The sequence below is a fragment of the Paenibacillus sp. P46E genome, assembly GCF_001909095.1.
Taxonomy (GTDB): domain Bacteria; phylum Bacillota; class Bacilli; order Paenibacillales; family Paenibacillaceae; genus Paenibacillus_AQ; species Paenibacillus_AQ helianthi.
On record NZ_LVYZ01000025.1, the window covers coordinates 160,045 to 172,952 of the forward strand.

Consider the following 12,908-nt stretch of genomic DNA (forward strand, 5'->3'; position numbering starts at 1 on the left):
GGTTCAGCCTTTGACAGCACCCAGCATAACACCGCTAACAAAATATTTCTGCAGCCACGGATACACAACCAGGATAGGGACTGTGGCGAAAATGACGGTAGCCGCCTTGAGGCTCTCCGGTGTCAGTGCAGTCCTGTTCGAACCTTCCAGCTGTGTCAGCTCAGAGACCATATTGTTCTGAACCATCTGGAACAGCTTCAGTTGAAGCGGATACAGTTCCGGGCTGTTGATATACATCAGGGAATCCTGGAAGCCGTTCCACCGTCCCACTGCATAGAAGAGAGCGAGCGTAGCCATGACAGGCATGGATAACGGCAGCACAATACGCATCAGTGTGTGAAAATGGGAGCTGCCATCAATTTCAGCCGACTCCTCCAGACTGGGAGGAATGTTATTGAAAAAGGAAATCAGAATAATAAGATTAAAAGGGCTGACCAGGCCGGGAAGAATAAGCGCCCAGACCGAATCAATCATTTTTAAATCGCGGATCAGCAAATATTCAGGAATAATTCCGCCGCTGAAAAACATTGTAACGACGATAAGATACATGAAGAACTTACGGCCCTTCAGATTCTTTTTGGTCAACGGATAGGCTGCTGCGATGGTGAAGAGCATGCATAGCACAGTTGTAGCTACTGTCAGTATAATGGTGAAGATCAGAGAGTGGATCATGGAATCATTCGAAAACACCTGAATGTATGCATCCCAGTTCACTTCAATAGGGAAAAGGGTGACTTCGCCGGAGGTAATCGCCCGGTTGGAACTTAGGGATACCGCAATGATGTGTAAAAACGGAGCCAGACAGAATAAAACGAACAACGTAACCAATGTAATATTAACGATATCAAAAATCCGGTTTGAGGTACGTTCACTCATAGCACTCCGCCTCCTTCCTTCCTTGTCATATAATGCCGTCACCGGTCGTTTTTTTCGAAATATAGTTAGAACCCAGAATGAACACCAGCCCCACCACGGCCTGGAACAGCCCGATGACGGTAGCCTGCGTATATTGCCCGGATTCCAGACCAATCCGATATACAAAGGTACTAAGCACATCGGAGTATTCACGGACCGTTGTATTACCGATTACGTAAGGACGGTCAAATCCGATGCTGACCATTTTTCCGAGGTTGAGAATCAGCAATGTGATGATGGTTGGTTTGATGCTTGGAAGCGTAATGTAACGGATTTTCTTGAGTCTTGTCGCCCCATCCACTTCAGCAGCTTCAAACAGCTCCCTGTTGACACCCGTTAGGGCTGCCAGATACAGGATGGTTCCCCAACCGGCGCTTTGCCAGACACCTGTGAAGAGATAGGTGATCAGCCACGGATTTTTTTCCGTCAGAAAAGGTACGGGGTCCAGTCCCAGACCTACCAGAACTTCATTCACCATACCGGACTGGTTGCCGAACAATTGGTATACGATTCCCCCGATGATCACCCAGGAAATAAAGTGTGGGATGTACAAAAGGGTCTGCGATATTTTTTTGAACCATACCGACCGGATCTCATACAGCATAATCGCGAGTATGATCGGGGCCGGGAAAGAGACAATCAAATCAAGAAAATTCAGCATAAAGGTATTTCGCAGGGTAGTATAGAACTCCCTCATGCCAAAAACCTCGCGGAAGGCGTCAAATCCTATCCATTCACTGCCCCCAATTCCCTGAAACAGGTTGAAATCTTTGAACGCAATCTGCACACCATACATCGGACCGTAGCGAAAGATCACAAAATAGGCAATCGGCAGTGCAAGCAGCGCGTACAGTTGCCAATACCGTCTTAAATATGACGCTTTGCTCAATGGGGTTTCCTCCTATGGAGAAAAACCGGGGTGAAGCGGCCTTCACTTCCCCCCAGCTTTCACTTTTTATATTTGTCTATTTAGCCGGAAGTTCCTTAACTGCCTGCTCTAGTTCTTCTTTCAGCTTCGTTCCGCCCAAAGACATGAAGTCTTTCATTTCCTGCTCGTACACCGCTTCAAATTGATCCGGTTTAGCCATCGTTGTTTTTACAATGATCACATCGAGCTTATCTGTTAGTGTGGTGCCATATTGCGCTTCCCCTTCAATCGGCTTGCCGAAGACAATTGGGCCTACGGTGTCCGTGTTGGCGATAGCGATCGACTGCTTCAGCATTTCCTGATTGTTTTTCGGGAAGCCCATCACCCATGCTTTTTCGTTGGTTGCCTGATCGCCGAGGTTCTTACCGTTAGAGATGATGGCCATGTCGCCGCCATTGAACAGGCGATCGGCAAATTCTTGAGAGACATTTTCCTTGACCACCGGAATTCCGTCCACCATATCATAGTTCTCACCTTCAACCCCATTGTAAATATCAATCAGGTTGTTGCCTGTGGACATCCAATCCAGGTATTTAATCGCTTCTACGGCGCGCTTGCTGCTCTTTGGAATCATGATGTACATACCGTTAGAGGCATAGCGGGATTTAATGTACTTGTTATCAACTTTGGCATTGGTATACACATCTACCGGAGTAACCTTGCTTCCCGGCACATTTTTGTAGAGATTATCCATGGTGCCGTCTTTGTAGAACTGGGCATCCACATCTTCTGACCAATAGCCGGTGTTGCCATTCTGGATATCCTTAGCCAATTGTGTTTTATCTTTATCCAGACCGAAGTCCTTGCTGATCAGCCCTTCGTTGTAGAGCTTGTTCATAAACTGCATTGCATCCTTGAAGCCCTCATGGAGCGGCAGCTCGTACCGCTGGCTGTAAGTCAGATCGCCGCTGATCGGCTTAATGAAGGAGTAGATCAGTGTTTCAAACTGAGCCGGCGCAAGTGCCATACCCATCGGGATGTTTTTGCTGCCAAGCTTGCCAGGGTCCTTCTCTTTAAACGCTTTCAAAGTTGTATACAGCTCATCCGTTGTCTTTGGTACAGGCAAACTCAGTTTATCCAGCCAATCCTGACGGATGTAAGAGCTGTAACGGCCCGTGATGGCACGTTTGCCCGGAATGGAGAACTGTTTGCCATCCAGCTGACCGAATGCCAGCGTTTCGTCACCGATAAACTTCTTCAGGTTTGGACCATATTCATCGAGAAGTTTGCCGACATCGGTCAGACCGCCCTGTCCCGCATAGCGGTAAAATACGCTCGAATCATACGTGAACACGATGTCAGGCACATCACTGTCACTCGCCATCAGCACGTTCAGCTTCGTAACTTCCTCAGAGCGCTGAATAGGTACATACTGAACATCAATGTTGTTCGGATCACCGAAATTTTTCTGCACCAGCTTGGATAAAAAGTTGTTGGTAATGGTTTGAGGCGCCGGGCTGTTGCCGCGGTCAAACACTTCCACCTTTAAGGTAACGCGCTTAGCGCTGCTTCCCTCCGTCGCCTTCCCTCCGTTTGCTGCATTCTCTTTGGAATCGGACGAACATCCCGCCAGCAGGGAAACCCCCATTACCGCAGTCAATGTGATCCCCGTTGCCTTCTTCCAAAATCCTTGGTTTGTGTTCACTGTCATCTTTCCATCTCCTTCGCCTGTACAGGCCGTAATGGTGACTTTATGTTCCCCCAAGCCTTAATCCTAAATATCCCCTGTAAGCGTATCCACATCGCATCATCCTGTGCTCTGCCCTGCCGCTTGTCGTTTGGGATGCCCACAGTATTTCATAGCTTTCGATCATTTGACAATAAACCTGTTTCGGAAATGCGCCTTGCCGTGAATTCGGCCTTCCTGTTTATCCAAACCACTGTTTTCGTAAAATAAAGCGCTTTCAAGGTTTCTGAAATAAAGACCGGAACACTGCTTGCGTCCTCCCGGCGGAGGCTGGCAAGCAATATTCCGGTCCGGGCTGATCACCTTTCATCCGGTGCAAAGATACGGTTTGTATTTCATGTTGTGGAGGCTTTGTGCCCGCGCTTCAAAGAGCGGTAATCGCCAGGTGTAATTCCGGTCACCCGTTTGAATACCCTCCCGAAAGTGATGGCATTCGCATAACCCACCTTAAGCGCTATATCCTGCAATGAACATTCCGTCTCCAGCAGCAGCTTTTCGGCTTCCTCCATCCGCAGCTGTGTAAGGAAATCAACAAACTTCATATTAAACTCCATCTTAAAAAGATAACTGCCATATTTGCCGGATATCTGAAACCGGTCGCTTAAATGCTTCAGGGAAAGATCCGGGTTGGCAAAGTTCTCTTCAATATACTTCTTCATCTCATTTACCATTGCCTTATAACTTTTGGTTTCGCTGACCGAAACATAGGTACGGAATACATCGGTCAGGTACTCGAAAAGAATGTCCTTCACCTCATGAATGGATTCCGCCTTTTCCAACAGCTTTAACTGCTCCGCCGCATTCTCCGCCGACAGCTCATCCTGCAGCTGCTCTGACATTACGGCTACTTCCCGGTTCAGCATCTGCAGCATGGCCTGGATTAGAGAACGAATATCGGCATCCTGCAGAAAGTCCTGTTCAAACGCTTCAAAAATCCCCTCCAGCCGTTGCCGCCACTGGCCGCTCGACATCCGGAACTGCTTAACGAACTCCGCAATCATCTGCAGATACTTATACGTTTCCAGCAGTGGCTGGCGTGAGTCTCCGCCTTCCGCCAGAACAATATCTTCGTGCATCAGAAGCTTGTGCTGCATAACATTCTCCGCTGCAACATAAGAGTCCCGAATTGAACCCGGACCGGATACCGCCGGACCAATGCCGAAGCTTAGAGAAATACGCAAATTCTGCTCAACCCAGGAGCGGCATTGCCCGGCAAATAGACGGATTTTCTCAGTCATCTCTTCATCATTGCCGGTGCCCAGGAAGAGAATCGCCGCCCGGTCGGTACTGATCCACTCCGCCCAGCCCTGCAGATCCGCTCCCCGCGCCAATTCCTGAAAGACATTCATGAGGGCAAACTTAAGCGTATTCTGATCGTCCCTGGTGTATCGATCCTGAAATACCTTCTCGTAGCTGTTAATTTCACTGAGCACAACCGTGAAGCGGGACGAAGAATCGGCTCCGGAGAGCGGCGACAGCTCCTCCATCCGCTGGACGGCATTGTCCAGCCGTTCACTGTGCAGCAGATCGGTGAATAGCTTGCTGCGCTGCAGCAGCAGATTCTCCCTGCTCTTTTTATCATAATCCGTCATATGGTTGATCAGATCTTCCAGCACTCCATCAATGAGCATCATTTCATCCGGCCTGGAGGCGGATTGATCCATTGTCCGGATTTGATGGCCTTCAATCCGGTTCATAATCACCTGAATCGGCTTATAGTTGCGCCGGGTAACATAGATCAGGTATAGAACCGCACATACCACGGTTCCGAACGCAATCGCCACCCAGAGATAGGAGATCACAGAAACCCAGCTGAACAGGTTGCCGGCCTTGATCCCGCTGGCGAACTTCCAGCCAAGCTTCTCCAGATAAACTGTGTTCAGCAGCTTGCCCTTTTCGGCACCTTCGCTGTCCGAATGGGCCTGGTACAATGTCTGTCCATCGCTTCCATAGATCGTAAGGAAAGACAATTGCTCGTTAACCATACTGTCCACAATCTGTTCAATTCCGCTCATTTTGATATTGATTACAAGCACACCCTCTGAGCCGAAGGGCAGCGGCATTCCTTTATCTATGGTAAGCACACGTACAGGCGTGCGCTGAATGAACTCATCCTTGTATTCTCTGACGGGCTGCCACCCCTCCTTCACCGTGCCGGAGGTAATGTGGCGAATCCAATCTTCGTCTATGAATCCGTTCAGATTCTTTAATCCAGTTTCTGTAATAACGCTTTCATTTTTCTTGTCATATACATAAATGGACTGAATGTAGGACGAGTCGTCTGTCAGAATGCGCAGGTTCTGTGCCACCGCATAGATTGCCCCGGTATCCCTTTGGCCTTCACTGTTGAAATAACGCTTATAGGCATCGCTTCGTTCGGCCGATTCCAGTACCGACAGCTCGACTTCCTTGATGGTCCGCTCTACATTATCCACTAGATATTTGGCGGCGATACGGTCCGCTTTCTGGGTCTCCGTCCGTGAAATATCGTTAATAAACACAAAAGAGGCGAAAATCAGGATCGTCACAGTAAGCAAAAAAATAGGAAAGTACGACAGCAGCAACCGGCGATACCAGGTACGGAACAATGGACAACCCCCTCTAACAAACATATGAATATAGGCCGCGGTTCGGTCCCCAATATACGCACGGCACTAAATATTGGAAGCGCATTCACGAACGGGGCTTCGTATGAAGTTCTGCCATTATAGCACATGCCGGGTATACCCGGCCAACCAGAAACGTAATGGAAAATACAGGAACGGCCTATAGAAACCGCATTCCTGCGTCCGAAACCTTCCGCCGTATCCTATGCTAAACAACAAATCAAAAAGGCGGGATGCACACACCCGTGCAACCCCGCATTCCTATCCGCCCAGGCATTGTTAAGCACCTGCCAAGTGGCGAATCGTCTCCATTGGTGATTTATAGACCGCTGATTTCTCTGATATACCGGCGTGCCTTCATCGCATATTCCAAAGGATTGGCAAGCGCCGGGTCCTGCTCCGCCTCCACCACGAACCATCCCGTATACTCATTACGGTCCAATTCGGCGAAAATCTCTGCAAACGCGATGCAGCCATCACCAGGCACGGTGAACGCTCCCGCTTTTACCGCCTGCAGAAAGCTGAGCTGCTCCCGCTTGACACGATCGATAACCTCCGGCCGGATATCCTTCAAGTGTACATGTTTGATCCGGGGTATATGAACACGGAGTACCTCTAGCGGATTCTCGCCGGCAAAGGCCAGATGTCCGGTATCGAACAGCAGAGACACCTCATTCGGCTCCGTGAGCTCCATCAGCCGCGTAATTTCGGCCGCGGTCTGGACTCCGGTCCCCATATGGTGGTGATACACAAGCGTCATATCCTTCTCTGCCGCCAGACGGCCCAGACGGCCCAGCCCCTCCGCGAGTGCAGACCACTCCGTTTCCGTAAACACAGGCTTATCGGCGAACAATGGCGTATCCATTTGCCCCTGTATGCTCCGCCCTTGTTCTGAAACAACGATCACCTTGGCCCCCATCTCATGCAAAAAGTCACGGTGCGCACAAAAGGCCGCAGCAGTCTCCTCATATGGACGTACTGTCAGGTATGCGCTGAACCAGGCACTGGCAATCTGAAGTCCGCGGAGCGCAAGCGCACGATGCAGCCGCTCCGGGTCGCGCGGATATTTGTTGCCCACCTCGCTTCCCTGAAACCCCGCCAGTGCCATTTCACTGATGCACTGCTCAAAGGTATTGTCCCGCCCGAGCTCAGGCATATCGTCATTGGTCCAGGCAATGGGGGCAATCCCCAGCTTCACCGCATGTTCTTTGAACATCATCACGTCTATCCCTTCCGTTATCCGTAATAGGACGGGTTAACAAGCCCGCCGCATGGTTCGTTCATTATTCAAGTGATATCAGGAATTCCGGGCTCAGACTCTATCAGTAGCTGCGCGCTTGATCCAATTGTACGCGCTTCTGTTCGTAGGCCGCCTGCACCGCTTCGCTGCCGGACACTTCCGGTACTCCGACATGCCACCAGGCGCCGTAACCATGGGTCATGGTCTTTGGCAGCACCTTGATGTCGATCAGCGTGGACCGATCCTGCTTCCCGGCTTCCTCCAAGGCGCTTCGCAGCTGCTCTGCCGTTGCCGCACGGAAGGTCTTGACCCCATAACCTGCTGCACTGGCTGCATAGTCAATATGCATCAATTCACCACTTAAGCGGCCGTCCGGGCCACGGTGGCGGAATTCAGTGCCCATACTGTCCAGGCCTTGTTCCATCTGCAGATTGTTAATGCACCCGAAGCCCGCATTGTCGAGCAGAATAATGTTGATCTTCTTATTCTCCTGAAGGCTTGTCACCAGCTCCGAATGCAGCATTTGATAGCTGCCGTCACCTACCAGTGCGTATACCTCCCGGCCCGGTTCCGCCAGTTTCACACCGAGCGCACCGGAGATTTCATACCCCATACAGGAGAAGCCATACTCCATATGATAAGTATCCGGGACAGCAGCATTCCACATGCGCTGCATATCGCCCGGCAGGCTGCCTGCGGCTCCAATGACGATAGCATCTTTGGGAATACTCTCATTGATGATCGCAAGCACCCGTGTTTGCGTCAGTGAAGTCTTCAGCTTCGCTGCATACTCCGGGAGCAGCTCATCCAGATGTCCGGCAATCTCGGGTACAAAGAGGCCATCCGGACCTTTTTCGTCCTCAGTACTGGTATATTCTATGCCTGCCAGACGTTTTCTTTCTGCTTCCCACGACTCCTTGGCAGACACGATTTCATCCGTATAAGCGGAACTATAGCCGCGCTCCTCCAAGGCTGCAGACAATGCAGTCAGACCTTCCGCCGCATCACAGACCACAGCGAGTGCATCCAGCTTGGCAGCATGATAAGGGGAAGCGTTAATCGTCAGAAACTCTACCCCGGGATGTGTGAATAAGCTTTTTGAGCCTGTGGTGAAATCTGTAAAACGGGTTCCTACGCCGATCACCAGATCAGCTGTTGCAGCCAGGGCATTGGCACCGCCGTTGCCGGTAACCCCTATACCGCCCAGATTGTATGCGCAGCCGCTTTCTACAGCACTTTTACCGGCCTGTGTTTCACCGAAAGGGATCGCGAATTTTTCCGCAAAATCACGCAATTCCGGTCCGGCATCCGCATATCGTACTCCGCCCCCGCAGACCAGGAGAGGTCTTTGTTTGCCGGCAATCAGATCTGCCGCCGCCGCGACCTCCTTCGGATGAGGAAGGCGGGGAATGATCCGGTGAATGCGCTTGCGGAAGAAATCAAGCGGGTAGTCCCAAGCCTCGGCCTGCACATCCTGCGGAAGCGCAATCGTAACTGCTCCGGTGTCAGCCTGATCCGTCAGCACACGCATGGCATTCAGCAGTGCCGTCATCAGCTGCTCCGGCCGGCAGATCCGGTCCCAATATTTGCTCACGGCCTTGAAGGCATCGTTGACCGTGATCGACAGATTATGAGTATGTTCCATCTGCTGCAGCACCGGATCGGGTTGCCGGGTAGCAAATGTATCGCCAGGCAGCAGCAGGACGGGAATCTGATTAGCCGTCGCAGTGGCTGCAGCCGTCAGCATATTAGCTGAGCCAGGTCCCACTGAAGCGGTACAGGCCATGATCCGCCGTCTGCGGCTCTGCTTGGCAAATGCGGTTGCCGCATGGACCATCCCCTGCTCGTTTCTCCCCTGGTACACGGTCAATCCACCCGGTGCTTCCTGCAGCGCCTGCCCCAGGCCTAGTACATTGCCATGACCGAAGACGGTGAATATCCCATGTATGAAGCGCTCCGGCCCGCTGCCAAAGTCCACATATTGCTGGTCCAGAAATTTCACCAGTGCCTGCGCTGTTGTTAATCTGATTCGTTCCACATGTATCCCCTCCTCTCGTACCCTTTACTGCCAGCGGGCAGTGACGACTTTTTTGCGTGTATAGAATTCAACCCCGTCGCTTCCGTTCGCATGAAGGTCACCATAGAAGGAATCCTTCCAGCCGGAGAAGGGGAAGAAAGCCATCGGTGCCGGTACCCCGACATTGACACCAAGCATGCCTGACTCGATATGTTCCCGGAAATAGCGCACTTTCCCGCCGTCATTCGTAAAAATACAAGCTCCGTTGGCAAATCGTGACGCGTTAGCGATCTCAACCGCCTCCACCACATCCTTGACACGAATCACCGACAATACAGGCGCGAAGATTTCCTCCTGCCAGATTTTCATGTCCCGGGTCACCCGGTCAAACACCGTGGGTCCGATAAAATAACCCTTCTCCTGCACGGCGGTGTCTTCCCGGCCGTCCCTGAGCAGCTTCGCACCCTCCGCCACGCCTTGTTCAATATAAGAGACGGTTCTCTCCTTATGGCCCTGACGGATAACCGGCCCCAGAAACGTGCCGTCATCCATTCCATTGCCTATCTTCATCAGGTCACATTCTCGCAGCAGGATGGAGATCAGCTCATCCGCCACCTCTTCCTGCACCGTTACCACAGAGCAAGCCATACAGCGTTCTCCGGCAGAGCCGAAGGCTGCGTTAACAATCTGGTTAGCCGAAGTCTCAAGATTCGCATCCGCCAGTACGATGGAATGATTCTTTGCGCCTGCCAGCGCCTGCACTCTTTTCAAATGCGCAGTGCCTTTCTTGAATACATATTCCGCCACCGGCTGCGAGCCCACAAAGGAAATCGCTTTGACATCGGGATGCTCCAGCAGGCCGTTCACGACATCATGCGCACCGTTAACCAGGTTGAATACACCCTTTGGCAGACCGGCTTCCTCCAGGAGCTCTGCAAGACGCGCCGCCAGCAGCGGTGTGCGTTCAGAAGGCTTCAGTACAAAGGTATTGCCACAGGCAATAGCGAGCGGGAACATCCAGCAGGGCACCATCATCGGGAAATTAAAAGGCGTAATGCCGCCAACCACACCGATGGGATAGCGGTACATCCCGGACTCGATTCCTGTTGCAATATCCGGCAGCTGCTGGCCCATCATTAGTGTCGGCACACCGGTGGCGAACTCCACACACTCGATGCCGCGCTGCACCTCGCCGTACGCTTCTTTGAAGCTTTTTCCATTCTCTAGGGTGATTGTCTTCGCCAGTTCATCCCAATGGTCTACTAAAAGCTGCTGGTATTTGAACAATATCCGCGCTCTGCGCGGCACCGGTGTCTTGGACCAGCCTTCAAAAGCCGTCTTCGCCGCAGCCACAGCCCGGTCCAGATCATCTCTCCCAGACAGCGGAACTCTCGCTAATTCTTCACCTGAAGCCGGATTATACACCGTCTCCGTCTGCTTCGTATCCGCCTCTACCCATTGCCCGTCAATATAATTATTCAGCACTTTCGCGGTTTGCTGTTCCATCCTGCTCCACTCCTTCGACTCTAGTTATCTGTTCCTGCTATATGGAGTGAACTTAAGAATCTTGCATGCTGTATTGGAGAAATCCTTGGACCACAAGAGTGAATTCAATCAGCTTTCCATCATTCTTAAGTTCAGCTTATCTAGTAGGTTTGCTTCGAGATGATGCTCTGAATTGGTGTTCTCCACTTCTGCAGCCTTCTTACTCCAAGCCCGAACCCACTTCTTCATTAGTGCCTAAGAACGCTTCCAATTCGTCCAAGGTTGGCATGGCGTCCGAGCAGCTGTGGCGGGAGATGACGATGGATGCGGAAGCACTGCCCCGGCGCATGGCCTCGCTGACAGTGTCTCCCCGCATCAGACTGTGGATGAAGGCTGAGGCATAAGAATCTCCGGCTCCAAAAGTCTTCAATACCTTGGCGGGAAAAATACCGCTCCGGTGCTTCTTCCCGTCTGCCGTGTAGGAGATAGAGCCGCTCCCGCCGTGTTTGATGACCACCAGCTTCGCCCGGTGCGAGAACCAGCGGCTGGCCGTTGCTTCATCGTCTGCGCCTTTCTCGTTGTAGAGGTTCTCCATACTGTCGAATTCCTCACGGGTACCGATGATGCAGTCGCATTTCTCTGCAGCCAGGTTATAATAGACAGCCGTTTCTGCGGCAGATTTCCATGTGTAAGGGCGGTAATCCAGATCAAAAAACGTAGTGACATTATGCTTACGGGCAAATTCCAGCGCCAGAAATACAGCTTCACGGGAGGGGCTTTGTGCCAGTGCGGTACCTGAGATCAGCAGCGCTTTGGACTTCCGGATGTACTCTTCCGAAATCTCCTCCGTAGTCAGCAGCAAATCTGCTACATGGTCCCGGTACATGAGAATGCTGCATTCTTGCGGGCTCTTGATTTCTGTAAAAGCAAGCCCGGTCACCGCACCGGTCCGGTCAACCGTCACCTGACTGTCGTCAATACCGTTGTTCTGCAGATAGGTGCGGATAAAACGGCCCATCTGATCATCGGCAATCTTGCCGATGAAGCCGGTGCGCATGCCCAGCCGCGCCGTGCCAATTACAATATTAGCGGGGGAGCCGCCGACATATTTGGTGAATGTCAGCGTCTCTTCCATGGGTCTTCCGGTTTCATTGGCATTAAGATCAATACATAGCCGGCCGACGGCGATTAAATCCAGCGGCCGGGCGGGATCGAACTGTAAACCGTTCATAGTGGCGCCTCCTTGAAAAAGCTTTCAGTGGAAAGAACACTTAGGAAGAATAGTCTGAGATGGTATGAATGAAATTGAATGAGACTTAGTGAGACTCATTGAGATTCGTGAGATTCGTGAGACTCATGAGACTCATTGAGATTCGTGAGATTCATGAGATTCATGAGATTCATGAGATTCATGAGATTCATTGAGATTCATGAGATTGATTACAATTCATCATGAAAAGAAAAAATATTCGAGACAATCTCTGCTTATTTTGAAAACAACAATCACCGGGGGGAGGGTAAGCGCTTAACCTAATTTTCTACTTAAGTATAGTTGAGAAGTATTGGTTTGGCAATCCCAAATTTGAAGCGTTTCCATAATTCCGGCCCATTCGGCGGCAAATGAATAGAACCAAGGACAGATATTGGATCATGAACACAACTGAACACGCTGTACACGCTGTACACGCTCAAGTGGAAAAAGTGAACTTAAATCTTCCCTGCCAGTCTCTCCCCATGCATTAGTTGGAAAAAGTAGAGTTAATCCGACCGATTCGCACCCTAAAAGCGCATTTTGCTTGAATTAAGTTTCCTTTTTCCAACTATTCCCTCTCCAGATAGTTTTTCAGCCCATTTAAGTTTACTAATTCCACTTCACTTCTCTGCAGCCAGGTTATAATAGACAGCCGTTTCTGCGGCAGATTTCCATGTGTAAGGGCGGTAATCCAGATCAAAAAACGTAGTGACATTATGCTTACGGGCAAATTCCAGCGCCAGAAATACAGCTTCACGGGAGGGGCTTTGTGCCAGTG

General features: G+C 51.0%; 8 protein-coding genes and 1 pseudogene. All 9 read right to left on the reverse strand.

The features are described 5' to 3' along the window. Positions 1-3: 3 nt before the first annotated feature. Positions 4-876: a carbohydrate ABC transporter permease gene (locus A3849_RS05075; protein ID WP_074110439.1), complete on the reverse strand. Its 873-nt coding sequence runs from the start codon at positions 874-876 to the stop codon at positions 4-6. Positions 877-901: 25 nt separating this feature from the next. Then, on the reverse strand, positions 902-1,804 hold the full coding sequence (locus A3849_RS05080) for an ABC transporter permease (RefSeq protein WP_074110440.1): 903 nt from the start codon (positions 1,802-1,804) through the stop codon (positions 902-904). Positions 1,805-1,880: 76 nt separating this feature from the next. After that, a complete protein-coding gene (locus A3849_RS05085; protein ID WP_074088788.1) occupies positions 1,881-3,494 on the reverse strand; it encodes an extracellular solute-binding protein in 1,614 nt (537 codons plus the stop codon). A 371-nt stretch (positions 3,495-3,865) separates the two neighbouring features. After that, positions 3,866-6,118, reverse strand: coding sequence for a helix-turn-helix domain-containing protein (locus A3849_RS05090; protein WP_074110441.1), 2,253 nt, complete (start codon positions 6,116-6,118; stop codon positions 3,866-3,868). Between the two features lie 337 nt (positions 6,119-6,455). Beyond that, complete coding sequence (gene iolE / locus A3849_RS05095; protein ID WP_074110456.1) at positions 6,456-7,352, reverse strand: myo-inosose-2 dehydratase; 897 nt, start codon at positions 7,350-7,352, stop codon at positions 6,456-6,458. A gap of 106 nt (positions 7,353-7,458) precedes the next feature. Then, complete coding sequence (iolD, locus tag A3849_RS05100) at positions 7,459-9,414, reverse strand: 3D-(3,5/4)-trihydroxycyclohexane-1,2-dione acylhydrolase (decyclizing) (protein ID WP_074110442.1); 1,956 nt, start codon at positions 9,412-9,414, stop codon at positions 7,459-7,461. 24 nt (positions 9,415-9,438) lie between these two features. Then, positions 9,439-10,899 carry a CoA-acylating methylmalonate-semialdehyde dehydrogenase gene (locus A3849_RS05105; protein WP_074110443.1) on the reverse strand — a complete coding sequence of 487 codons (1,461 nt, stop codon included), beginning with the start codon at positions 10,897-10,899 and terminating at the stop codon, positions 9,439-9,441. A gap of 199 nt (positions 10,900-11,098) precedes the next feature. After that, on the reverse strand, positions 11,099-12,109 hold the full coding sequence (gene iolC / locus A3849_RS05110) for a 5-dehydro-2-deoxygluconokinase (protein WP_074110444.1): 1,011 nt from the start codon (positions 12,107-12,109) through the stop codon (positions 11,099-11,101). A gap of 644 nt (positions 12,110-12,753) precedes the next feature. Next, positions 12,754-12,908: pseudogene (locus A3849_RS32305) on the reverse strand (5-dehydro-2-deoxygluconokinase); the annotation flags it as partial.